Annotated in this window: 20 protein-coding genes; 5 read left to right on the top strand and 15 right to left on the bottom strand. The window is 65.2% G+C overall.

All coding sequences use genetic code 11. The annotated features are described in order from the left end of the window. Positions 1-51 precede the first annotated feature (51 nt). Positions 52-1161 (bottom strand): hypothetical protein, encoded by a 1110-nt coding sequence (locus tag BM118_RS35495; protein ID WP_092192034.1) that lies wholly within the window; start codon positions 1159-1161, stop codon positions 52-54. Next, entirely contained in the window at positions 1161-2597 is a 1437-nt protein-coding gene (locus tag BM118_RS35490; RefSeq protein WP_092192032.1) for an MBOAT family O-acyltransferase, read from the bottom strand. The genes BM118_RS35495 and BM118_RS35490 overlap by 1 nt, the downstream gene beginning before the upstream one ends. Positions 2598-2928: 331 nt before the next feature. On the opposite strand from BM118_RS35490, the gene BM118_RS35485 reads away from it, so the two are divergent. After that, positions 2929-5034, top strand: a complete 2106-nt coding sequence (locus tag BM118_RS35485) for a S9 family peptidase (protein ID WP_092192030.1) — start codon at positions 2929-2931, stop codon at positions 5032-5034. A gap of 204 nt (positions 5035-5238) precedes the next feature. Here BM118_RS35485 and BM118_RS35480 read toward each other — a convergent pair whose 3' ends face one another. From BM118_RS35480 to BM118_RS35455, 6 genes are all read right to left on the bottom strand, one after another. Next, positions 5239-6330 (bottom strand): SMP-30/gluconolactonase/LRE family protein, encoded by a 1092-nt coding sequence (locus BM118_RS35480; protein WP_092192028.1) that lies wholly within the window; start codon positions 6328-6330, stop codon positions 5239-5241. A 76-nt stretch (positions 6331-6406) separates the two neighbouring features. Next, positions 6407-7126 carry a ribonuclease activity regulator RraA gene (locus BM118_RS35475; protein ID WP_092192293.1) on the bottom strand — a complete coding sequence of 240 codons (720 nt, stop codon included), beginning with the start codon at positions 7124-7126 and terminating at the stop codon, positions 6407-6409. A gap of 117 nt (positions 7127-7243) precedes the next feature. Continuing rightward, positions 7244-8983 carry an L-arabinonate dehydratase gene (gene araD / locus BM118_RS35470; protein ID WP_092192026.1) on the bottom strand — a complete coding sequence of 580 codons (1740 nt, stop codon included), beginning with the start codon at positions 8981-8983 and terminating at the stop codon, positions 7244-7246. After that, positions 8980-9843, bottom strand: a complete 864-nt coding sequence (locus tag BM118_RS35465; RefSeq protein ID WP_092192024.1) for an ABC transporter permease — start codon at positions 9841-9843, stop codon at positions 8980-8982. Before BM118_RS35465 ends, araD begins: the two co-directional genes overlap by 4 nt. 13 nt (positions 9844-9856) lie before the next feature. After that, positions 9857-10618, bottom strand: a complete 762-nt coding sequence (locus BM118_RS35460) for an ABC transporter ATP-binding protein (RefSeq protein WP_092192022.1) — start codon at positions 10616-10618, stop codon at positions 9857-9859. Next, positions 10618-11637: an ABC transporter substrate-binding protein gene (locus tag BM118_RS35455; RefSeq protein WP_092192020.1), complete on the bottom strand. Its 1020-nt coding sequence runs from the start codon at positions 11635-11637 to the stop codon at positions 10618-10620. The genes BM118_RS35460 and BM118_RS35455 overlap by 1 nt, the downstream gene beginning before the upstream one ends. 94 nt (positions 11638-11731) lie before the next feature. Here BM118_RS35455 and BM118_RS35450 point away from each other — a divergent pair, with 94 nt between their 5' ends. Beyond that, positions 11732-12448: a GntR family transcriptional regulator gene (locus BM118_RS35450; RefSeq protein WP_092192018.1), complete on the top strand. Its 717-nt coding sequence runs from the start codon at positions 11732-11734 to the stop codon at positions 12446-12448. A gap of 4 nt (positions 12449-12452) precedes the next feature. On the opposite strand, the gene BM118_RS35445 is transcribed toward BM118_RS35450, so the two are convergent. After that, positions 12453-14633, bottom strand: coding sequence for a HAMP domain-containing methyl-accepting chemotaxis protein (locus BM118_RS35445; protein WP_092192016.1), 2181 nt, complete (start codon positions 14631-14633; stop codon positions 12453-12455). A 350-nt stretch (positions 14634-14983) separates the two neighbouring features. Here BM118_RS35445 and BM118_RS35440 point away from each other — a divergent pair, with 350 nt between their 5' ends. Then, positions 14984-15403 carry a response regulator gene (locus tag BM118_RS35440; protein ID WP_092192014.1) on the top strand — a complete coding sequence of 140 codons (420 nt, stop codon included), beginning with the start codon at positions 14984-14986 and terminating at the stop codon, positions 15401-15403. Next, positions 15381-18977 (top strand): PAS domain S-box protein, encoded by a 3597-nt coding sequence (locus tag BM118_RS35435; protein ID WP_092192012.1) that lies wholly within the window; start codon positions 15381-15383, stop codon positions 18975-18977. The genes BM118_RS35440 and BM118_RS35435 overlap by 23 nt, the downstream gene beginning before the upstream one ends. Before the next feature lie 158 nt (positions 18978-19135). On the opposite strand, the gene BM118_RS35430 is transcribed toward BM118_RS35435, so the two are convergent. Further along, complete coding sequence (locus tag BM118_RS35430; RefSeq protein ID WP_092192010.1) at positions 19136-19771, bottom strand: response regulator transcription factor; 636 nt, start codon at positions 19769-19771, stop codon at positions 19136-19138. A gap of 166 nt (positions 19772-19937) precedes the next feature. On the opposite strand from BM118_RS35430, the gene BM118_RS41925 reads away from it, so the two are divergent. Continuing rightward, complete coding sequence (locus BM118_RS41925; RefSeq protein ID WP_177234985.1) at positions 19938-20243, top strand: hypothetical protein; 306 nt, start codon at positions 19938-19940, stop codon at positions 20241-20243. 52 nt (positions 20244-20295) lie between these two features. Here the strand turns inward: BM118_RS41925 and BM118_RS35420 are convergent, their stop codons facing one another. The 5 genes from BM118_RS35420 to BM118_RS35400 all read right to left on the bottom strand — a co-directional run bounded on the left by BM118_RS35420 (position 20296) and on the right by BM118_RS35400 (position 23092). Beyond that, a complete protein-coding gene (locus BM118_RS35420; RefSeq protein ID WP_092192006.1) occupies positions 20296-20799 on the bottom strand; it encodes a response regulator in 504 nt (167 codons plus the stop codon). Between the two features lie 140 nt (positions 20800-20939). Next, positions 20940-21257, bottom strand: coding sequence for a pilus assembly protein PilZ (locus BM118_RS35415; RefSeq protein ID WP_092192004.1), 318 nt, complete (start codon positions 21255-21257; stop codon positions 20940-20942). Positions 21258-21259: 2 nt separating this feature from the next. Then, positions 21260-22138 carry a CheR family methyltransferase gene (locus BM118_RS35410; RefSeq protein WP_092192002.1) on the bottom strand — a complete coding sequence of 293 codons (879 nt, stop codon included), beginning with the start codon at positions 22136-22138 and terminating at the stop codon, positions 21260-21262. Between the two features lie 61 nt (positions 22139-22199). Then, positions 22200-22586 carry a response regulator gene (locus BM118_RS35405; RefSeq protein WP_018321619.1) on the bottom strand — a complete coding sequence of 129 codons (387 nt, stop codon included), beginning with the start codon at positions 22584-22586 and terminating at the stop codon, positions 22200-22202. 32 nt (positions 22587-22618) lie between these two features. Beyond that, positions 22619-23092, bottom strand: coding sequence for a chemotaxis protein CheW (locus BM118_RS35400; RefSeq protein ID WP_092192000.1), 474 nt, complete (start codon positions 23090-23092; stop codon positions 22619-22621). Positions 23093-23125 lie beyond the last annotated feature (33 nt).

Raw genomic sequence — 23125 nt, 5'->3', positions numbered from 1 at the left:
GCGACACCCGGGATCTGCGCAAGGTCCCGCATATCGCTTCGCTCATGCGGGCTACGGCTGCCGCACCCGATACGCCTCGACCTGCGCCTTCAGCTCCTCCAGCGCCGCCAGCGGCGCCTTCGGATCGACCCGGTACTCCCCGCTCGCCAGCCACTTCAGCACCATTGCATCGATGACCGGCGAATGGTGGATGACATCGCCGTAATTGTTGAGGTCGTGGGTCACCGCCTTGATCGCGCGGAAATCGTGGAGGCGCACGTTGGGAAGCTGCGTCAGGCGCAGCGCGATGATGGCCGTGAGATCTGTGACGATCTTCAGCGTCGCCGGTGAGGCATCGCGCATCGCGACGAATTGCAGGATCGAATAAGGCGGGAAGTAGATGTCGAAGGTCACGTCCGGATGGCGCGTGATCAGGCCGACGGCGTCGCGCTCGAAATGCCGGGCCATGGCGTCATAGCCGTAGCCCTCGCCGAGAAAGCTGCTGCGCACGGGATCGGTGATGTAGGCGAAGGCGGCGCGTGTCCTTTCGGCGTTGTAGGCGCACGCGACGTCGAAATTCCGTGGCAGCGCGTAGATGTCGTCGACGTCGAACAGCGCGAACTTGACGGGGAGAAACGGCGCCGCACGGGTCAGCGGCTCCCGCAGCGGCGGGATCGACCGCAGCAGCGCGAACAGGGATTCCTTCGCCATGGCGGCGCTGAACAGATAGGCCGCGATCCCCTTGGCCGTCCTCCGGTAGAGATCGACGGACAGGTAGGGATCGGCCTCGATGCCGGCCGCATCGACAAAGCTGAAATCGTCCATCGCCCAGATCACGCGCCGGGCGCCGCGATCGATCGCCTGCTCCAGCACGAAGCCCTGCTGGCGCGAATTGGACCCGGTCATCGCCAGCTTGAGCGAACGGATGCCGAGCGCGCGGTCGATGTCGCTCTGGCGGAAATGGATCGCGAGCGAGGTGCCGATGAAGGCGGTATCGAACGACTGGCTGCGGATCAGCCCGGCATTCTGCATGCGCGTGTCGTCGGAATAGAAGGGCGCGATGAGGCGCGACGCGCGGAACAGTTGCAAGGGATCGACGCCAAAAGTCAGCGCCGCTGCGCCCAGCACGCACGCGACGCTCGCAAGGAGAAGACGCCTCACGCTGGTGAACGATCCGTGCATCAGAACCTGAAATAGATGAATTCGCTGTGGCTCTGGATGCCCAGGATCCCGAACGCGAGCACGAGCGATGCAACATAGAGGACCAGCAGCCGCATGCGCCCTTCCCGCAAACTCTCGCCGACCCTGCGATTGCTGTGATCGTAGCCCATGATTCCTTGCGTGTTCGGCGCCAGCCACACCAGCGCCGCATAGATCGTGACCTGCACCAGGGCCGCGATCTCCTCGCGGCCGAGAACGATGTTCACGGGATCAGCCATGGCACTGGTGATCCGCAACGCCCAGTCGACCCGTTCGGCGCGGAAGAACACCCAGGCGACGACGACGGCCAGGAAGGTCAGCACGGCCCCAAGGATACGGACCGGGCGGGCAAGAGGCGACGGGATGGCCGGCACCAGCGCGTTGAAGGCGTGATTGACGCAGAGATAGGCGCCGTGCAGCGCGCCCCACACCACGAATGTCCAGGCCGCGCCGTGCCAGAGCCCGCCGAGCAGCATCGTGATCATCAAATTGACGTAGCGCAGCGCGCGGCCGCGACGGTTACCGCCGAGCGGGATGTAGAGATAGTCGCGCAGGAATTGCGACAGCGTCATGTGCCAGCGGCGCCAGAACTCGACGATGCTCGCAGCCTTGTACGGCGAGTTGAAGTTGACGGGCAGGAAGATGCCGAACATCAGGGATATTCCGATCGCCATGTCGGAATAGCCGGAGAAGTCGAAATAGAGCTGGAACGTGTAGGCGAGCGCGCCGAGCCAGGCCTGGTCGAAGCTCGGCGAGCGCGCGTCGAAGGCGAGCGCGACTAGGGGCTGGATGCCGTCGGCGAGGCAGGTCTTCTTGAACAGGCCGATGGCGAAGATGATGATTCCGCACAGGATCAGATGCGCGTGCGGATGCTTGGACTCCTCCTGCTCGAATTGCGGGATCATGTCCTTGTGGTGGAGGATCGGCCCCGCGATCAGATGCGGGAAATAAGTCACGAACAGCGCGTAGTGCGGCAGCGCATAGGCCGCGACTTGGCCGCGAAAGGCATCGACCAGGAACGCGATCTGGGTGAAGGTGTAGAAGGAGATGCCGACCGGCAGCAGGATGTGGACCGCGACATGCGTGCCGAGCAGCGCATTGAGATTGTCGGCGGCAAAGCCCGCATATTTGAAGATGCCGAGCACCAGAAGGTCGCCGGCGACACCAACGGCGAGCGCCGCCCGGCGCTGTATTGGCGCGAGCTCCGCCGCGATCAGGAGGTAGCCGATGCCGTAGTTGAAAGCGATCGACGCCAGCAACAGCGCGACAAACTGCCAATTGCCGATGGCATAGAAGGCGAGCGAGGCGGCCGCCAGCCAGATCACCGGGGTCAGATTGCTGCGCCGCCCGAGCCAGAAGTACCCGGCCAGCACGGCCGGCAGGAACAGCAGGATGAACGGGTAGGAATTGAACAGCATCAGGCTGGACCGGCGGCGGGGACATGGCCACTAAGGGACCTGGCCCCTAAAGCATACAAGGGGCCGATCAACAACCCGGCGACTTGGCGCAGTCCTTGGCGCAGTCCCGCTGGCAATTCGCGGAATCGGGACGATATAAGGGACGCATCTTCTCCCTCTCCCCGTTCTTACGGGGAGAGGGTTGGGGTGAGGGGCCTCTCTCCACGCGCGAGATGGTCGAGAGACCTGCACCCCCTCACCCGGATTGCATCTTCGATGCAATCCGACCTCTCCCCGCAAGCGGGGCGAGGTAAGGAAGAGGCGCCGTGCAACGTGACATGACGAGGATCGAGTGACACAAGCCAAGACACCTTCCCAGCCCCCCGTCGCCCCGCGCCGGCCGCACAGCTTCACCCGGCACGGGATCACCGTGACCGACGACTATGCCTGGCTGAAGGACGAGAAATGGCAGGAGGTGCTGCGCGACCCCAAGGTGCTCGATCCCGACATCCGCAAATATCTGGATGAAGAGAACGTCTACACCGAGAGCCTGCTCGGCCATACCGCGGCGCTGCAGAAGACGCTGGTGCGCGAGATGCGCGGGCGCATCAAGGAGGACGATTCCAGCGTGCCGTCGCCGGACGGGGCGTTCGCCTATTTCCGCAGGTTCCGCGAGGGCGGGCAGCACGAGCTGTTCGGCCGCATGCCGCGCGAGGGCGGCGATGGCCATATCGTGCTCGACGGCGATGCGCTCGCCAAGGACCACAAATATTTCAAATTCGGCGGCAGCCGGCATTCGCCCGATCACAAGCTGCAAGCCTGGAGCGCGGACACCAAGGGCTCGGAATATTTTTCGATCCGCGTGCGCGACTGGGCGACAGGGAAGGACTTTGACGACCTCGTCGAGGAGACCGACGGCGGTATCGTCTGGAGCAAGGACGCAAAAAGCTTCTTCTATGTGAAGCTCGACGACAATCACCGGCCGATGCAGGTGTGGCGGCACCGGCTGGGGACGAAGCAGGCCGACGATACCCTCGTCTATGAGGAGCAGGATTCCGGCTGGTTCACCCATTTGCACGAGAGCACCAGCGGCCGCTTCTGCGTGATCGCCGGCGGCGATCACGAGACTTCGGAGCAACGGCTGATCAATCTCGAAAGTCCTGATACGCCGCCGCGCCTGGTCGCAGCGCGTGAGGAAGGCGTGCAATATTCGCTCGCCGACCGCGGCGATCAGCTCTTCATCCTCACCAACGCCGATGACGCCATCGACTTCAAGATCGTCACCGCGCCGCTCGCCTCGCCCGAGCGCAAGAACTGGCGCGATCTGATTCCGTATCGTCCGGGCATCTACATCATCGACCTCGATCTCTATGCCGGCCATCTGGTGCGGCTGGAACGCGCCAATGCGCTGCCGGCGATCGTGATCCGCGACCTCACATCGGACGAGGAGCACGCCATCGCCTTCGACGAAGCCGCCTATTCGCTCGATACGATGGGCTCCTACGAATTCGAGACGACGAATTTGCGCTTCGCCTATTCGTCGATGACGACGCCGTCGGAGGTCTATGATTACGACATGGCCAAGCGCACACGGACCTTGCGCAAGCGCCAGGAGATCCCGTCCGGCCACAATGCGGCCGACTACGTCACCACGCGCATCATGGCGAAGGCGCAGGACGGCGCCGAGGTGCCGGTCTCGATCCTCTATCGTCGCGGGCTGAAGCTCGACGGATCGGCACCGCTGCTGCTCTACGGCTACGGCTCCTATGGCATGGCGATGCCGGCCTCGTTCAGCGCCAACCGCCTGTCGCTGGCCGATCGCGGCTTCGTCTACGCCATCGCCCATATCCGCGGCGGCGCCGACAAGGGCTGGGGCTGGTATCTCGACGGCAAGCGCGAGAAGAAGACGAATTCGTTCGACGATTTTGCCGCCAGCGCGCGGGCGCTGATCGACACCAGGTACACAAGTGCAAAGCGCATCGTCGGCCATGGCGGCTCGGCCGGCGGCATGCTGATGGGCGCGGTGGCGAACCGCGCCGGCGAGCTGTTCGCCGGCATCGTCGCCGAAGTGCCGTTCGTGGACGTGCTCAACACCATGCTCGACGACACGCTGCCGCTGACGCCGCCGGAATGGCCGGAATGGGGCAATCCGATCGAGAGCGAAAAGGATTTTCGCACCATCCTGTCCTACTCGCCCTACGACAATGTCGCCGCGAAGGACTATCCGGCGATCCTGGCCATGGGCGGACTGACCGATCCGCGCGTCACCTATTGGGAGCCCGCCAAATGGATCGCGCGCCTGCGCGCCACCATGCGCGGCGGCGGCCCGGTGCTGCTGCGCACCAACATGGGCGCCGGCCACGGCGGCGCCTCGGGGCGCTTCGATCGTCTCGACGAGGTGGCGATCGTGTATGCGTTCGCGCTGTGGGCGGCAGGGATGGCGGAGGCCGGAGTGTAGCCCCACCCTCCGCCGTCGTCCCGGCGAAGGCCGGGACCCATACCGCGTGATGTATCCGTGAAGCACAGGTAGCCGTACCGAGGGGGACTTCTTAACTGCAAGTCTTCGCCAAACTTCGCCCTGGGGTTATGGGTCCCGGCCTTCGCCGGGACGACAGTTGTATGTGTGGCGGCGCCTTCGCCAAATAGCAACGACTGCTACGCCTCACACCGCCCCGTGCGCCTCGACATACAGCGCATACACCGAGTGACTGCTGGCCATATAGAGGCGGTTGTTCTTCGGGCCGCCGAAGCAGAGATTGGCGCAGCGTTCGGGCAGCCTGATGAAGGCGAGCGGCTTGCCTTCGGGGTTGAACACCATCACGCCGTCGAGGTCTTCGGGCTTGCCCTTGAGCTGAAACACCTTGCGTCCGCCGACATCGGCGGGCTCGCTCTGGAGCGCGCCGTTGGAGCCCCAACCGCACCAGAGATTGCCGTCGCGGTCGACGCGAAAACCGTCGAGCGAGCCCTGGTCGGCGGCGTCGATCAGCTTGGTCTTGCCGCTGAGGCTACCGTCGTCGCCGACATTGTAGCTCCAGATGCTGCGGTTGGGCGTGCCCTTCCATTCGACGATGTAGAGCTTCTTCTCGTCCGGTGAGAAGGCGAGGCCGTTCGGATTGACGAGATCGGTGAGAACCGCGCTGATCTTGCCGTCCTTGGCGATGCGATAGACGTTGGTGGTGGCCTGCTCGGACTTTTCCTTCTTGCCCTCCCACTCGCCATTGATGCCGAACAGCGGATCGGTGAACCAGATGCTGTCGTCCGACTTCACCACGATGTCGTTCGGCGCGTTCAGCCGCTTGCCCTCGAACTTGTCGGCGAGCACGGTGATCTTGCCGTCCTTCTCGGTGCGGGTGATGCGGCGGGTGACGGAGTGCTCGCAGGTGACGAGGCGGCCCTGGCGGTCGCGCGCATTGCCGTTGGCGTAATTGGCGTTGGCGCGGAACACGCTGGTCTGCCCGGTCTTCTCGTCGAACTTCATGATCCGGTTGTTGGGGATGTCGGAGAACAGCAGATAGCCGCCCTCGGGGAAATAGGCGGGACCTTCGGCCCAGCGCATGCCTGACGCGACCTGCTCGATCGTCGAGGAATAGAGCCGGTATTTCGCAAAGCTCGGATCGAGGATCTGGACGGCGGGATCAGGGTAGCGCTGGTTGGGCGTGAACGCGAACGACTGGGCGCCGGCGGCGCGGGCCAGAAGCGTGGAAGCCGCGGTCGCGCCAGCACCGGCGATGAGGTTACGTCGCGTGATATTCATTGAAGTCCTCCCCTGCTTGATAAAAGGCCGGCACTTGTTGTGACCGGCCTGTTTCTTGACGTGATTTGGTCTCGGTCTAGCGGCCGTTCTTCTTCCGCCATGCCGCGAAGTCGGTGAGCGTCTGCGGATCGGTGGCGGGATAGAGACCGAAGATGCCGCGGCCCTTGCCGACTTCCTCGGTGACGAAGTCCTCGAACGCCGTCATCTCGAACGTCTCGTTGGCGATCTCGTCGGCAAGATGCGCGGGGATGACGATGACGCCGTCGGCATCGCCGAGGATGACGTCGCCGGGAAACACCGGCGCATCGCCGCACCCGATCGGCACGTTGATCTCGATCGCCTGGTGCAGCGTGAGGTTCGTCGGCGCTGAGGGACGGTGGTGGTAGGCGGGGATGCCGAGCTTGGCGATCTCGGCGGAATCGCGAAAGCCGCCGTCGGTGACGACGCCGGCGACCCCGCGCTTCATCAGCCGCGTCACCAGGATCGCACCGGCCGAGGCCGCGCGCGCGTCCTTGCGGCTGTCCATCACCAGCACGGCGCCCGGAGGGCAATCCTCGACCGCCTTGCGCTGCGGATGCGAGCGGTCCTTGAACACATCGATGGTGTTGAGATCCTCGCGCGCCGGCATGTAGCGCAGCGTGAAGGCCTCGCCGACCATGGTCGGCTGGTCCGCGCCGAGCTGGTGCACATCCTGGATCATCTGGATGCGCAGGCCGCGCTTGAACAAGGCGGTGGCGACGGTGGCGGTGGAGACGGATTTGAGCTTGTTGCGGGTGGCTTCGCTGAGTTTGGACATGTTCATCCTCTTGTCATTCCGGGGCGCCGCGTAGCGGCGAACCCGGAATCCATCGGGCCGCACGCAACGCGGTGAAATGGGTTCCGGGTTCGCGCTACGCGCGCCCCGGAACGACGATCAATAGATCGACGGCTCGCCGATCGGCGCGCCGAAATCGGTCTCCAGGAAGTCGAAGTCGCAGCCGTCATTGGCCTGCTTGATGTGCTTGGTGAACATCCAGCCATAGCCGCGCTCGAAGCGGCGTTCGGGCGCCTTCCAGGCGGCGCGGCGCTTTGCGAGCTCGGCCTCCGATACGTCGAGATTGATCGTGCGCGCGGCGACATCGAGCGTGATGCGGTCGCCGTTCTGCACCAAGGCGAGCGGACCGCCGATGTAGGACTCCGGTGAAACGTGCAGGATGCAGGCGCCATAGCTGGTGCCGCTCATGCGCGCATCCGAGATGCGCACCATGTCGCGCACGCCCTGCTTCACGAGCTTGGTCGGGATCGGCAGCATGCCCCATTCCGGCATACCCGGTCCGCCCTGCGGCCCCGCATTGCGCAGGATCAGGATGTGGTCCTCGGTGACGTCCAGATTGGGATCGTCGACCGCCTTCTTCATCGACGGATAATCGTCGAACACCAGAGCAGGTCCGGTGTGCTTGAGGAAGCGCGGCGCGCAGGCGGAGGGCTTGATGACGCAGCCGTCGGGCGCGAGATTGCCCTTGAGCACGGCGAGCGCGCCTTCCTTGTAGATGGGATTGTCGACCGAGCGGATCACGTCGTCATTGTGCACCTCGGCATCGGCGATGTTCTCACCCAGAGACTTTCCGGTGACGGTGATGCAGTCGAGATGCAGATGCGGCTTGATCTGGCCCATCAGCGCCGGCAGGCCGCCGGCATAGAAGAAGTCCTCCATCAGATAGGCGTCGCCGCTCGGCCGCACGTTGGCGATGACAGGCACCTTGCGGCTCGCGATCTCGAAATCGTCGAGCCCGATGTCCTGGCCGGCACGGCGGGCCTGCGCGATCAGATGGATGATCGCGTTGGTCGAGCACCCCATCGCCATCGCGACCGCGATCGCGTTCTCGAAGGCCTCTCGGGTCTGGATCGTCTTCGGCGTCAGGTCCTCCCACACCATCTCGACGATGCGGCGGCCGCATTCGCTGGCCATGCGGATGTGGTTGGCATCGGCTGCCGGAATCGAGGACGCGCCTGGCAGTGTCATGCCGATGGCTTCGGCGATCGCGGTCATGGTCGAGGCGGTGCCCATGGTCATGCAGGTGCCGTAGCTGCGGGCGATGCCGGCCTCGATGTCGAGCCAGTCCTTGTCGGAGATTTTTCCGGCGCGCCGCTCGTCCCAATATTTCCAGCCGTCCGAGCCGGAGCCGAGCGTCTTGCCCTTCCAGTTGCCGCGCAGCATGGGACCTGCCGGCAGATAGATCGCCGGAATGTTCATCGAGGTGGCGCCGAGCAGCAGCGCCGGCGTGGTCTTGTCGCAGCCGCCCATCAGCACCACCCCGTCAACGGGATGGCTGCGCAGCAGCTCCTCGGCATCCATGGCAAGCAGATTGCGATAGAGCATCGTGGTCGGTTTCAACAGCGATTCCGACAATGACAGCGCCGGCAGCTCCAGCGGCAGGCCGCCGGCCATCAGGATGCCGCGCTTGACGTCGTCGACGCGCGACTTGAAGTGCATGTGGCAGGGCTGCGCGTCGGACCAGGTGTTGAGGATCGCGATGATCGGACGGTCCTTCCACTCCTCGGGGGCGTAGCCCATCTGCATGGTGCGGGAGCGGTGGCCGAACGAGCGCAGGTCGTCGGGCGCGAACCAGCGCGCGCTGCGGAGTTGGTCGGGTGTTTTTTTCTTCTTGGTCATGATTGGGTGCCCCATTTCTGGACCGTGTTCCGCTCGATGGCGCGGAAGATCAGGTTCTCGACAAAGAGCCCGATGATAATCACCGTCAAGAGGCCTGCGAAGACGGCGGGTATGTCGAGGAGGTTGCGGTTCTCGAAGATGAACCAGCCGAGGCCGCCCTGGCCTGAGGACACGCCGAACACCAGCTCGGCCGCGATCAGCGTGCGCCAGGCGAAGGCCCAGCCGATCTTGAGGCCAGTGAGGATCGAGCCGAAGGCGGCGGGAATCAGGATCTTTGCGACATAGGGCAGCCCGCGCAGGCCGTAATTGCGGCCGACCATGCGCAGCGTGTTGGAGACGCTCTTGAAGCCGGAATGGGTGTTGAGCGCCACCGGCCACAGCACCGAATGAATCAGCACGAAAACGAGGCTGCCATTGCCGAGCCCGAACCAGATCAGCGCCAGCGGCAACAGCGCGATCGCCGGCAGCGGATTGAACATCGCCGTGACCGTTTCCAGGAAATCGGTACCGATGCGGGTCGAGATCGCAAGCACGGTGAAGATCGCGGCGAGCACGATGCCGGCCGAATAGCCCATGAACAGCACCTTCAGCGAGGCCCAGGCGCGCAGCGGGATGGTGCCATCCTTCACGCGCTCGAACATCGTGACGATCGTGTCGTGCAGCGTCGGAAACAGCAGGGGATTGTCGAGGGCGACGCCATAGGCTTCCCAGACCGCCGCCAAGAACAGGATGATGACGGTCTTGCGGACGAAGCCGTCGTTCCACAACATTTCAGGCACGCTCAGCTTGCGCTCGACCTCGTCTGCGCCGCCGGCCGCGGCGACCGACGCATCACGCAGCAATATTCTCGCTTCGCCCATGTTGGAGGCTCCCTCAATGCGCCGTGGCCTCGCCGGCGAACAGGAGATCGTGGATCTCCTTCTCCAGCCGGCCGGCGCTGCCGTCCGCGCCCGAGACCTTGTCGACATCGACCACCTCGGCCTTGACGCGGCCGGGATGCGGCGACAGCAAGAGGATGCGGTTGCCGATGCGGATTGCTTCCGCGATCGAATGGGTCACGAACAGCACGGTGAACCTGGTCTCGCTCCAGAGCTGGAGCAGCTCGTCCTGGCAGGTCCGGCGCGTCAGCGCGTCCAGCGCCGCGAACGGCTCGTCCATCAGCAGGATGTCCGGCTCCATCGCCATGCCGCGCGCGATCGCGACGCGCTGCTTCATGCCGCCGGACAGCGTGTGCGGATAGGCATCGACCACGCGGGTGAGGCCGACTTTCTCGATATAGGCCCGCGCGCGTGCCTCGGCGTCCTTGCGCGGCAGCTTTCGCGCGGTGAGCAGCGGAAACATCACGTTGGCGAGCACGGTCTTCCACGGCAGCAGTTGGTCGAACTCCTGGAAGATCATCATCCGGTCGGCGCCGGGACCGTGGATCTCGCGGCCGTTGATGCTCATGCGGCCTTCGCTCGGGCTCATGTAGCCGCCGACGGCCTTGAGCAGGGTCGACTTGCCGCAGCCGGACGGCCCGAGCAGCACGAAGCGGTCGGACCTGTCGACGGTGAAGCTCACCCTCTCGGTGGCCGTGACGACGGCGCTGGAGGTCTTGTAGCGCAGCGTCACTCCGCTGACATCGAGCAGCGCCATCAGTTGCCCTTCAGGTCGTGCGCGACGGGGAGATAATAGTCGGTCCAGGCCTTGGGCTGCGTCTTCAGCGTGCCGGTCTTGTAGAGATGGGCGGCGAACTTCATCGTGCCCTGCGGCTCGAGATTCCACTCCATCATGCCGGGCTCCTTCAGGAGATCGAGCAGCTCCTCCACCGAGGTCTTGTCGCCGGTGATCTCCTTGTAGATCTCGACGGCCTGTTTGGTGTCGCTGCGGATCAGGTCCTGCGCTTCCTTGGTCGCGTCGCGCACCGCCTGGATGATTTTTGGATTGGCGTCGGCGAATTTGGTCGTGGTGAAGAATTGCGCCTGGCTGAGCGGGCCGCCCATCACGTCGGGCGACGACAGCACGACATGCGCCCCCGGCACGTTCTTCAGCTCCAGGAACGTGAACGGCGGGATCGAGAAGTGCGTGTGCACCTCGTGCTTGGGATTGGCGAGCGCCGCATAGGCGTCGGGATGGCCGAGCTGCACGGTGTTGGCGTCGAGCTTGGACCATTGATCGGCACCGAAGGCCTCGGCCGCCGCGATCTGAAGCACGATCGCCTGGGTCGAGACCTTGACGGTCGGCACCGCGATCTTGTCGCCGGGGCCGAAATCCTTGATCGACTTGATGTTGGCGTCGCGGCTGATCAGCGTCATCGGCTGCGCCGAGGTCGCGACGATGCCCTTCACGCCGCCGCGGGTGCGGTCCCACAGCAAGAGAAGATTGCCGGTGCCGGTGTTGAGAATGTCGACGCTGCCCGCGAGGAGCGCATCGGTCTGCGCGCCGCCGCCGGAGAAGGTGACCCATTTGGTCGTGACGCCGGGCACACCGAGCGAAGCAGCATGCTTCTCGATCAGCTTCTGCTTCTCCATGATGTGGCTCGGCATGTAGAAAATGCCGGGCTGGCGCGAGAGCGAGATCTCGGATTTCTGCTGCGCATGCGCGGCGGACACCGAGAGGGCGGTTGCGGCGATCAGGGCGGCAGCCGCAAGCCTGCTACGAAGATACGTCATCATTGTTGTGTGTTTCCTCCGGCCAGCGTCGAGCTGCGTTGACCCTGCTGATGCACTAATATATTAGTGCATCAAAGGCAAGCCCGCGGGACCCGACATGGACGCAGCCCACACCGCGCCGCGCGCGGCCGTACCACCCGCCACGCGGCTCGACCGCGCCCGTCAGGCTGCGCCGCAGGTGTTCGAACGATTGCGCAATGCGATCATCGCCTTGGAGCTGCCGCCGGGCGCGCCGCTGTCACGCGCCGAGCTCGCCGGCCAGTTCGGCGTCAGCTCGACGCCGGTGCGCGATGCCTTGATGCGGCTCGAGGAAGAGGGCCTGGTCGACGTCTTTCCGCAGCACGCGACCGTGGTCAGCCGGATCGACATTAGCCGCGCCCAGCAGGCGCATTTCCTGCGCCAGGCGCTGGAGCTCGAGATCGTGCGGCTGCTCGCGGAAAAGCATGATGCAGCCCTGATTCTCCGCCTCGACCACGCCATCGCACTCCAGCAGCAATTCGCGAAAGCCGGCGACTTCGAGGCGTTCATGGCCGGCGACAACGACTTCCACGCCCAGCTCTACGCCGCCGCCGGCAAGCAGGAGCTTTGGGCGCTGGTGCGCAGCCGCAGCGGACATATCGACCGGCTGCGCCGGCTGCACCTGCCCTCGCCCGGCAAGGCCCAGAACATCGTGCGCCATCACAGACTGATCACCCGCGCGATCGAGTCGGCAGATGCCGATGCCGCGCAACAGCATCTGCGCAAGCATCTGTCGGGCACGCTGAGCGAGCTCGACAAGATCCGGAGCCATCATCCAGAGTATCTGGCCGACTAGAGGCTCAGGCGGCGGTGCGGTGGTTGCGCCGCTCCGGCCCAGGATAATCGGCATCGTCTGTGCTGCGGCGATCCATCGGACCGCTGCGCAGCTTGACGAAGAAGGCCTGCACCTCGGCGGCGAGGCGTTCGGCCGCGCCCGAAACGTGGTTCGCGGCCCCCATCACGTCGTCGGCCGAGCGGTTGGTTTCCGCGATGGCGCCGGAGACGGTCCCGATGCTGGTGGCGAGCGTCTGCGTTCCCGACGCCGCCATCTGGACGTTCTGCGAGATCTCCCGCGTCGCGGCGCCCTGCTGCTCCACGGCGCTGGCAATCGCCGCGGTCACCTCGTCGATCCGGCGCATGGCGGTTGCGACCTCCTTGACGGAGGCGACCGCGCTGCCGGTCGAGTTCTGGATCGCGGCAATGTGCTGGGCGATGTCCTGCGTCGCATTGCGGGTCTGGTCGGCCAGCGCCTTGACCTCGGAGGCCACCACCGCAAAGCCGCGGCCGGACTCACCGGCGCGCGCGGCCTCGATGGTGGCGTTGAGCGCCAGAAGATTGGTCTGGGCCGCGATCGCCTGGATCAGGTCGGCCACCGAGCTGATGCTCTGGGCGGCGTGCGCGAGACCCTCGATTTCGGCCTCGGAGCGCGCGGTCACCTCGCCCGCGGACCGCACGGTCTTGTTCGACAGTTCGATCTGCCGGCCGATCTCGACGATGGAGCTCGCAAGCTGCTCGGCCGCCGCGGCGACGGTCTGGACGTTGACCGCCGTCTGCTCGGAGGCGCTCGCCGCGGAAGCAGCCTGGCTCGTCGCATGGTTCGCGATGCCGCCGAGGCTCTCCGCGGTCTGCCGCATGGTCCCCGCATTCTCGTCGACCAGCGCGAGCAGGTCGCGCGAGGTCGCACGAAATTCCTCGACCGCGCTCTCCGTGTTGCGGTTGGCCGCCTCGCGCGCCTCCGCTTCGCGCGTGAGCCCCGCCGCCGCCTGCTGCTGGGCGATCACATTGTCGCGGAATTTGGCTACCGCCTGCGAGACGACCCCGATCTCGTCGCCGCGCTCGGCCGTCCTGAATTCGACACTGGTGTCGCCGCCGGACAGGCGCGCGGAATCGCCCACCAGCTCGACGATCGGACGGGTGATGGAGCGCGCGACCAGGATCGCAATCGCCGCTCCGAGCGCCAGCCCCGCGGCGAGCAGGATCCATTGCAGCAGAAGCAGTCTCTCGACCTCGTCGGCCACGCTGCGGGCGTCCTCGGCAAGCTTGGACTGCTGGTCACTCTTGAGGCCGCCCGCGCGCTTGCCCTCGGCGTCCTTCCTGCCGTCGAGAAGATCGAGGATCCGGGCCGCGCGCGGAGCGGCCTCGGTGGACAGGATGAAGACCGGCATGTTCCATTGCGGCGTCTGGCGGATCGCGAAGATCTTCTGCGGCAACGGCGTGAAGGCCTCGTTCGCCCTGGCGATGGCCCGGTAGGCGGTCGCCTGCCTGTCGGTGAGCAGATCCGCCTGGGTCCCGACGGATGCGAGCGCGGCCCTGAAAGTCGCGAGCGGCTTTTCGAACTTGTCGCGGTCGGCCGCCTCGCCCGAGGCGACGTAGAGCCGCAATTGCGATCCCGCCGCGGCGAGATTGCCGCGCACGTCGGCGAAGGTCTTGAGCAGGCGCTTGCGCTGCGGCGTTGCCTCCAGCGTCTCCTCCTCGTCGATCATCGCGGTGATCTCGGCGAACATGGTCGCGATCAGCGGCGCGGCCTCCTTCGCCAGGAGATCGCTCGCCGGATAGGCCGACGGGGTGAAGGCGGCGAGCTCGGCCTTGTCCTGGGCCTGGCGGAATTCCGCGATCAGCGCCCTGGCTTCGCTCCAATTGGTCTTGTTCTGCGGGCTGGAAAAACCCTCCGCCATGCGGTCGACCGCGGCGGCGGTGCGATCGAGATCGGCCCAGACCGCCGCCCGATCACGCTTGCCCTGCGCATCGCCGGTCAGCAGATAGCCGCGCAGCACCGAGAGCGCGGAGTAGAGATTGCCGACGAGCTCCGTGCTTGCGACCGCGACCGGCGCTCGCAGATCCACCACCGTCTTGATGCGCGACGAGATGTCGGAGACGGCGGCGACGGTGTAGATCACGGTCGCGGCGAGCAGACCACAGATCAGCGCAAAGCCGCCGAGCAGCCGGGTCCGAATTCCGGTGTTCGCAATCGATTTGAACATGAAAGATCTCGTGCTGGTGGTCGGTTGATCGGCCGGCGTGGGCAGACGCCAGGATGTGGGCAATGAAATGCGCAAAATGCGGGTACCGAAACTACCGGGGATTGTGGTCACTCGCCTTTAACCCATGGTGAAATCCGGGTTCCGTACAACTACGGCGAGATCATGGTCTCATATGCACGCAAGCGTGCGTACGAACTGCAATGGCATCGCCCCCTTTGCGCGCCGGCCGGGTCAATCGCACCCAAAACGCAAGGCGCTTGCGGGGCGGATAGAATCCGCGCAACAATTTCGTCTTTGATGCTTTGATTTGCGGTCGCTGAACGTCCCAGCCGACCCGGAGGAATTCAGACGTGGCCAACATCCTGATCGTGGATGACGACCCGGCCGTGCAGATCACGATCCGGCTGCTTCTGGAGAGGGCCGGTCATCACGTCACCGTCGCCGGCGACGGCCGCAAGGGACTTGCGCTGTTCGAAGCCAGCCAGTTCGACCTCCTGTTTCTCGACATCTTCATGCCCGGCATGGACGGGCTGGAGACGATGCGCCACATCCGGGCGCTAGCCCCGGCGATTCCGATCATCGTCATTTCCGGCCGATCGATCACGCCGGACGCCTATGCGGAGCCGGATTTCCTGAAGATGGCGACCAAGCTCGGCGCAGTGGCAAGCCTTCAGAAGCCATTCCGGGCGGACGCGCTGCTCGCCGCGGTCAGCGGCTGCCTCGACGCGGGCAAGCCGGAGGGTCCCGATGTCCGTACCGGCCGCCGATGACGACGGCGTTTCCTCCGTTCCAGGCCAGGACAGGCGCGGTCATCCGGGAACCCCTGCGAATGTCTCCATGACACTCGCAACGCGGCTGGCCATTGCGATGATCCTGCTGGTGGCGGCCACCGTGACCGCAGTCGGTTGGCTGGGCTATCGCAACACCACACAAGCCGTCATTCCGCGGGTCCTGGAGCGGGTCGAAGCCCAGTCACGCCTGCTGGCCACCAATCTTGAATCCTACGTCGCCGGCGTTCGCGGCGATCTGCTCGGCTATCGCTCCGCCGCGGCAATCAACGGTCTGATCCGGGCTCACCTCGGCGGAGGAATCGACGCTCTCGACGGCGTTTCAGAGCAGACCTGGCGCGAGCGCATCGCGGCGCGGCTCGCGGCCGAGATCGAGGCCAAACCCAGCTACGGGCAGTTTCGAATCATCGGCCTTGACGACGACCAGCGCGAACTGGTCCGCGTCGATCGCTCCGGCCCGAACGGGGCAGTACGGATCGTCCCCGGCAGCGAACTGGAGCGCAAGAGCGAACGAACCTACTTTCAGGAAACGATACGACTGGCGTCCGGCGAGATTTATGTGTCGCCCATCGAACTCGCGACCCGCCAGGGGGGAACCACGGCCTTGCACACGCCGACCCTGCGGGCAGCGACGCCGCTGTTCACGCCGGATGGCAGGCCGTTCGGCATCATCATCGCCAATATCGACATGCGTCCGGCACTCGACCGCATTCGCTCGACGACGAGCTCGGGGGGCGAGATCTTCGTCGTGAATTCGCGCGGCGACTATCTGGTTCATCCCGATCAGGCGCGAGAATTCGGCTCATTGCGCGGCCACCCCACCAACTGGCGCAATGATTTTCCATTTTTCTCGGCCCTGGCAGGCTCGCCGGGAGTATCCACGCAGCTCACGACCGATGGATTAGGCCGGCCGAGCGGCGCGGCGATCGCACCCGCGTTGCTCGCGAGCAAGGAATGGGTCGCAATCATCGTGACCATTCCCCCGGCCGTCTTTGGCCGCGTGCCGGCCGCCATTCAAAAAACGTCCCTGCTCGTCGGCGTGCTGTCCGTCCTCGCCGCGGCTTCGCTCGCGGTGCTGCTGGCACGCTCCCTGACTCGCCCGATCGGGCGCCTGACCGCGGCCGTGGAGGCAATCGGCAGTGGCCGGCCAGCGGACATTCCCGTCGACGCAAGCGGCGAGACGGGTGTGCTGGCGCGGGCCTTTGCCCACATGGTCGAGGAGATGAAGGCAAAGACGTCGGCACTGGAGCACGAGGTCGAGGAGCGGCGTCGCACCGAGGCCGTCCGCGATCAGCTCGCCGTCCGCGAAAGCCTGTTCAGCGCGGCGGTCCAGTCCTCCGACGATTCGATCGTCCTGCAAACGCTCGACGGCATCATCATCGGCTGGAACGCGGCAGCCGAACGCCTCTACGGCTATTCGGCCGAGGAAGCGATCGGACAGCCGACCTCGATCCTCCTTCCGCCGGATCGCCGCGAAGAGGGCAAGGACTATCTGCGGCGGATTGCGAGGGGTGAGCGGATCGAACATTTCGAAACCGTGCGCCTGCGCAAGGATGGCAGCCCGGTCGAAATCTCGGTGAGCCTCTCGCCGATCAGGGGCCCCTCCGGCGAGATCATCGGCGCCTCGGGCTCGGCGCGCAGCCTCACCGAGGCGCGACGGACCGAGCGGGCGCTACAGCAGCAGCTCGAGGAGCGGCGGCAGCTTTTCGACGCCTCGCAGGACCTGATCATGATCATGGATTCGCGGGGCCATATCGTGCAGATCAGCCCGAGCTGCGAGGCCATTCTCGGCTACCGGCCCGATGACATGATCGGCTACAGCGGCGTCGATTTCATCCACCCGGCCCATCTCGATCAATCGCGCGAGGAAATGCGCGCGCTCAGGCGCGGCGGGCACCCGAAGCTCGCCGACACCCGCTGCCTCCACAAGGACGGACGCGAGATCTGGCTGTCCTGGCTCGGCAACTGGTCCGATCAGGCCAAGCGCTACTTCTTCGTCGGGCGCGACATGACCGAGGCAAGGCTCGCCGAGGAGTCCTTGCGCGAAAGCGAGCAGCTGGCCCGCAACATCGTCGAGACCGCGCTCGACGCCTTCGTCCAGACCGACGACCGCAGCATCATCCTGAACTGGAGCTCGCGGGCCGAAGAGCTGTTCGGCTGGCGCCGCGACGAGGCGCTGGGCCGGAACGCGATCGACCTCATCGTCGCCCCTGCCGAGCGCGAGAGGGCCAAGGCAGGTCTCTCACGCTTCCTCGATTCCGGAGACGGCCAGACGCTCAATCGCCGCCGCGAGCTGATCTGCTGCCGCCGCGACGGCAAGGACTTCAAGGCCGAGCTGAGCGTCACGGCGCTGAAGCGCCGCGAGGGCATCCTGTTCAACGTCTTCTACCGCGACCTCACCGACAAGATCGCGTCCGAGGAGCGCATCCGCCACGCCGAGAAGATGGAGGCGGTCGGCCAGCTCACCGGCGGCGTGGCGCACGACTTCAACAACATCCTCACGGTGATCACCGGGACGATCGAAATCCTCAGCGACGCAGTGGCCAAGGAGCCCGAGCTTGCGGCGATCACCAGGATGATCGACGAGGCGGCCGGACGCGGCGCCGAGCTGACCCAGCACCTGCTCGCGTTCGCACGCAAGCAGCCGCTCCAGCCGCGCGAGGTCGACATCAACTCGCTGATCGTCGACACCGCAAAGCTGCTGCGGCCGACGCTGGGCGAGCAGATCCAGATCGAATCCGTGTTCGAGGAGGAGAGCTGCGTTGCGATCGTCGATCCCAACCAGCTCACCACGGCGATCCTCAACCTCGCGCTCAACGCCCGCGACGCCATGCCCGGCGGCGGCAAGCTGATCGTGGAGACGGGCACCGCCTATCTCGACGAGGTCTATGCCAGCGTCAACGACGTTCGGCCCGGACACTATGTGCTGATCGCCGTGAGCGACACCGGAACCGGCATTCCATCCAACATGCTGGCCAGGGTGTTCGATCCCTTCTTCACCTCGAAGGGACCGGGCAAGGGCACCGGACTCGGGCTTTCGATGGTCTACGGCTTCATCAAGCAGTCCGCGGGCCACATCAAGATCTACAGCGAGGAAGGCCACGGCACCACGATCAAGATGTACCTGCCGCCCGGCAAGACGGCGACGGCGGTCGGCGACGGTGTGATCCCCGCGACGATCGAGGGCGGACACGAGACGATCCTGGTGGTCGAGGACGACCGGCTGGTGCGCGACTACGTGCTGGCGCAACTGCATGCGCTGGGCTACGTCACCTTGCAGGCTGCGAACGCCGCGGAAGCGCTCGCGATCGTCGCCGCGGGAAAGTCGTTCGACCTGCTGTTCACCGACGTCATCATGCCCGGCAAGATGAACGGACGGCAGCTCGCCGACGAGCTGATGAAGACGCGCCCCGATCTCAGGGTGGTCTACACGTCGGGCTATACCGAGAACGCGATCATCCATCACGGCCGGCTGGATTCGGGCGTTCTGCTGCTCGCAAAGCCCTACCGCAAATCGGATCTCGCGCGGATCATCCGCAAGGCGCTGCTGGGGTAGCACGCCGTGCTCGTGTCCCGGACAAGCCGCAGCGTGCAACGCTGCGACCCAGAGCCGGGACCCAGAACTTCCTACGATTGTTTGGAGAGATGGGCCCGGCTCGGCAGCGCATCACTGCGTGACGCGCTGCGTCCGGGGCACGAGAGAAAGCAGCAAGCCTACGACGCGCGCTGCGCCGCGGTCATCACGATCCGGATCAGGTCGGCGGCATTGCGCGCGCCGAGCTTCTTCATGATGTTGGCGCGGTGGTCCTCGATGGTGCGCGGGCTGATGCCGAGCGTGCGGCCGGCTTCCTTGTTGGACGCACCGGCGGCGAACTGCTCGAGCACCTCGCGCTCACGCCGCGTCAACGGCTCGCGACCGGGGAAGTGCAGCGAGCCGAATTTCGGCGCTGCGTTCTCCGCCTGCCTGCGTGCATAGGCGCCGATCGCCTCGTCGAGCCGGCCGACGATCTCGCTGCCGCGGAACGGCTTCTCGATGAAGTCGAGCGCGCCGCTCTTGATGGCGCCCACCGCCATCGCGATGTCGCCCTGTCCGGAGATCATGAAGATCGGCGCCGGATAATCCTCACCGTGCAACTCCTTCAGAATGTCGAGACCCGACTTTCCGGGAATGTTCACGTCGAGCAGGATCGCAGCCGGTGTGCGGTTTCGCGCGACGGAGAGCAGCGCTGCGCCGTCCGCAAAACAGATCACCTCATAGCCCGCCGCCTTCAACACCATCGACAAGGTGTCGCGAACGGCGGGGTCGTCGTCGACTACGAAGATTTCACCGCGAGAGGTTTGTTCGGCCATGTGCCATGTCCAATTGGCATTAGAGTCCATTCGGCATTGAGGACTCGCGTCCGCGCCAACCGTTATGGCGTTCGGCGCGGATTCGGCCCACCCGTATTTGTACGGGACATGGACTTAACGCACAAGTAGCGGCATGGCGCCTAATTGCGGGGGACGGAGAATATCCATGCTAAATTTGGCTGGCACGCCACCTCTCGTCACGACGCCCGAGGCCGACAGCCGTCAGTTGATCGCGGCCGATCTTCGCTGCCTGATCGCGCGGATCGAGAGCAGCATGCGCCTGATCGACGCAGCCATGATCGACGCAGGCCTGGAGCAGGACAACACCAGCGATCAGGCGGGTTCCATCGACATTTTCGTGCTCGACGACGTCACGCCGCGCTATGCCAAGGCGAGCGCCGCCCTCAACGTCTGCCGGGCGGGCCTTGGCCGCGCCCTTCAGTACCTGTCGGATTCCGGCGACCCGGTGTAGGTCGCGATCGGCGCGGCGGCGGCGGCGCCCAATTGCATGGCAGCTCCGCGTGTCAGGTGCGGTGCCGTTCCACGATCGCGTCGCTGGCGACACCACCCCAGGTGTGGATCGCCGGCAGCCCCATCGCGGTCTTGCCGAGGTTGGCGAGGCTGATGCGCAGGGCCGCCAGATCGAGCGGCTTCGGCAGGCCCTGGAGCTGGATCCCGACGGAGCGGGCGAAGCTGCGGGCGGCGCTGCGGCGCTTGCCGTCCATGCCGCTGATGACGATCACGGCACCGGCGAATTTCGCCTTCGCCATCTCGCGCAGCACGTCGATGCCGTCGCCATCCTCCAGCACGAGATCGAGCGTCACGCAGTCGAAGCGCGCGGCGCGGAGCTTCTCGATCGCTTCCGCCACGGACGGCGCCACGGTGACTTCGTGGCCGGCCTGCTTGGCGGCGACCGTGATCAGGCTGCGCTGCGTGGCGTCGTCATCGACCACCAGGAGCTGGAGCGCACGCCGCTCGGCGGCGTCGGGCAGGTTTGACGGGACGGGGGAGAGGGAACTTCTGGGCATTGCCGTATCCTGAGATTGAGACAGGCAATGGATACACGGAGCGCGCTTAGGCCACGTAAAGCTGCCGCGACAAATTCATCCGGATGTTTCAGCAAATGTAAAGCAACGTGACGGAAAGCGCTGGTGCCGCCACGCGCCAGTCAGGCTGCCGCGTCGTGACCGCCGGCCGCGCCGCGCTTCTTCCGGTTCTTGCCACGCAGGAACTGGATGTCCATTTCGGCGCCGTTGACGCGCACCAGCTCGCAGCGACGGTAGGCAAGGCCGGTGGACGACAACAGCAGGAAGAATTCTTTCAGGTTCAGCCCCTGGATCGAGCCTTCAACCGTGAGGATGGCGTCGGTGTCGGAAATGGCGTTGAGCTTGCAGTCACGGCGCCAGGTGCCGTCGATGGCCATGATGCAGACATCATAGCCGCGACTGAACGTCACGCGCTCCACGCCTTTTCCATCCTCGGCCATGCCTATCGTCCTGCCATCACCGCCATGCGCGGCGCCGCGCCGGCGAGGGCCGGCTTGGCCGCGGCTGCACGCGGATCGTTCGGCTTGTAGAGGCCGCGCCGGTCGGGAATCGGCCTGAACGTATCGGTCAGTCCGACCACGGTTTCGGCGGCCCCCAGCACCAGGAAGCCGTCGAGCTCGATCTGGCGCGCCAGCCGGTTGAAGATGTTGATCTTGGTCTCCTGGTCGAAATAGATCAGCACGTTGCGGCAGAAGATGACGTCGAACGTACCGAGCTGGGCGAAATCGTGCAGCAGGTTGAGCTGGCGGTGCTGGATCATCGCCCGCAATTCGGGATTGATCTGCCAGGTCTCGCCGGTCTGCTTGAAATATTTCACCAGCATCTGGATCGGCAGGCCGCGCTGCACCTCGAACTGGCTGTAGACGCCGGCCTTGGCTTTCTCCAGCACCTCCTGCGACAGGTCGGTCGCGATGATCTCGACACGCCAGCCGGTGAGGGCCGCACCCATCTCCTTCAGGCACATCGCCAGCGAATAGGGCTCCTGCCCGGTCGAACCGGCGGCGCACCAGATCCGCACGCTGCGGCGGCCGGCCCGCGCCTTGATGATCTCGGGCATGATGGTGTCGCGGAAATGATCGAACGGGACCTTGTCGCGGAAGAAGAAGGTCTCGTTGGTGGTCATGGCTTCGACCACGTCGGTGATGAGCGTGCGCGAGCCGCCTTGCAGTTTCTGCACGAGCTCGGGGATGCCGGAGAGACCGGCCTTGCGGGCGAGCGGCAAGAGGCGGCTTTCGATCAGATATTGCTTGTCTGCGGACAGATCGAGACCTGAATTGTCCTTCAGGAATTTGCGCAGATACTCATACTCGGTCGGGGTCACGGATCGCCTCTCGAAAGCTGTACTGAAAACACTCTGGCCGAAACACTCGGGCCAGACACACTCAGACCATGGCTTGTCCGACCGGGATCAAGCCGACTTCAGCGAACTTGTCGGCGATAATGTCTTTGTCGAAGGGCTTCATGATGTACTCGTTGGCGCCGCCGCTGAGCGCCTGGGCGATATGCGCCACGTTGTTCTCGGTGGTGCAGAACACCACCTTGGGCTGATCGCCGCCGGGCAGGCGGCGCATGTGGCCCATGAACTCGAAGCCGTCCATCACGGGCATGTTCCAGTCCAGCAGCACCGCGTCGGGTAGTTGCCGCTGGCAGATCTCCAGCGCCTTCGAGCCGTCCTCGGCCTCGGTCACCTCGAATTCGAGGCCTTCCAAGATCCGGCGCGCGATCTTGCGCACCACGCTGGAATCATCGACCACCAAACACGTTTTCATTTGGGTTCTCCGGCTTCGATGTTTTCGTTGGCTCACGCAGCCATTTGCACTTTGGTTTCGAGCTCGAGGACGCGATCGACGTCGAGGACGACCATGAGCTGGCCGTCGAGGCGGTGGACGCCGCCGGCGAGCTTGGCCATGCGGGGGTCGAGGTTGACGGGGTTCTCTTCCTTGCCGTCCTCGGGCAGACGCAGCACCTCGCCGATCTGGTCGATCAAGAGGCCATAGGATTCGCCGCGCAGGTCGACGCCGACCGCCATCGGCGCCTTGCCGTCCTCGGGGCGCGGCAGGCCGAGACGGGCGCGCATGTCGACCACGGTGACGATGCGGCCGCGCAAATTGAGGACGCCGGCGATCTCGCGCGAGGACAGCGGCACGCGGGTGACGCGCTCGGGCATGAACACGTCCTGGACGCGGGAGATCGGCAGGCCGAACAGCTGGCCGCCGATCATCGCGGTGACGTATTCGACCATGGCGCCTTCGGTGGTCTGCATCTTGTTGGCCATAAGCGTATCTCCTGATCCCGCTGGTTACGCCGC

The organism is Bradyrhizobium sp. cf659 (assembly GCF_900113725.1).
Classification (GTDB): Bacteria; Pseudomonadota; Alphaproteobacteria; order Rhizobiales; family Xanthobacteraceae; genus Bradyrhizobium.
The sequence above is the reverse complement of the archived record's forward strand: the minus strand, read 5'-3'. Positions and strand labels throughout refer to the sequence as shown.

Excerpts from the sequence above, each read along its gene's own strand:
- BM118_RS35495 (WP_092192034.1), bottom strand. The coding sequence starts at position 1,161 with ATGCACGGATCGTTCACCAGCGTGAGGCGTCTTCTCCTTGCGAGCGTC.
- BM118_RS35490 (WP_092192032.1), bottom strand. The coding sequence starts at position 2,597 with ATGCTGTTCAATTCCTACCCGTTCATCCTGCTGTTCCTGCCGGCCGTG.
- BM118_RS35480 (WP_092192028.1), bottom strand. The coding sequence starts at position 6,330 with ATGAATATCACGCGACGTAACCTCATCGCCGGTGCTGGCGCGACCGCG.
- BM118_RS35475 (WP_092192293.1), bottom strand. The coding sequence starts at position 7,126 with ATGTCCAAACTCAGCGAAGCCACCCGCAACAAGCTCAAATCCGTCTCC.
- araD (WP_092192026.1), bottom strand. The coding sequence starts at position 8,983 with ATGACCAAGAAGAAAAAAACACCCGACCAACTCCGCAGCGCGCGCTGG.
- BM118_RS35465 (WP_092192024.1), bottom strand. The coding sequence starts at position 9,843 with ATGGGCGAAGCGAGAATATTGCTGCGTGATGCGTCGGTCGCCGCGGCC.
- BM118_RS35460 (WP_092192022.1), bottom strand. The coding sequence starts at position 10,618 with ATGGCGCTGCTCGATGTCAGCGGAGTGACGCTGCGCTACAAGACCTCC.
- BM118_RS35455 (WP_092192020.1), bottom strand. The coding sequence starts at position 11,637 with ATGATGACGTATCTTCGTAGCAGGCTTGCGGCTGCCGCCCTGATCGCC.
- BM118_RS35450 (WP_092192018.1), top strand. The coding sequence starts at position 11,732 with ATGGACGCAGCCCACACCGCGCCGCGCGCGGCCGTACCACCCGCCACG.
- BM118_RS35445 (WP_092192016.1), bottom strand. The coding sequence starts at position 14,633 with ATGTTCAAATCGATTGCGAACACCGGAATTCGGACCCGGCTGCTCGGC.
- BM118_RS35435 (WP_092192012.1), top strand. The coding sequence starts at position 15,381 with ATGTCCGTACCGGCCGCCGATGACGACGGCGTTTCCTCCGTTCCAGGC.
- BM118_RS35430 (WP_092192010.1), bottom strand. The coding sequence starts at position 19,771 with ATGGCCGAACAAACCTCTCGCGGTGAAATCTTCGTAGTCGACGACGAC.
- BM118_RS41925 (WP_177234985.1), top strand. The coding sequence starts at position 19,938 with ATGCTAAATTTGGCTGGCACGCCACCTCTCGTCACGACGCCCGAGGCC.
- BM118_RS35420 (WP_092192006.1), bottom strand. The coding sequence starts at position 20,799 with ATGCCCAGAAGTTCCCTCTCCCCCGTCCCGTCAAACCTGCCCGACGCC.
- BM118_RS35415 (WP_092192004.1), bottom strand. The coding sequence starts at position 21,257 with ATGGCCGAGGATGGAAAAGGCGTGGAGCGCGTGACGTTCAGTCGCGGC.
- BM118_RS35405 (WP_018321619.1), bottom strand. The coding sequence starts at position 22,586 with ATGAAAACGTGTTTGGTGGTCGATGATTCCAGCGTGGTGCGCAAGATC.
- BM118_RS35400 (WP_092192000.1), bottom strand. The coding sequence starts at position 23,092 with ATGGCCAACAAGATGCAGACCACCGAAGGCGCCATGGTCGAATACGTC.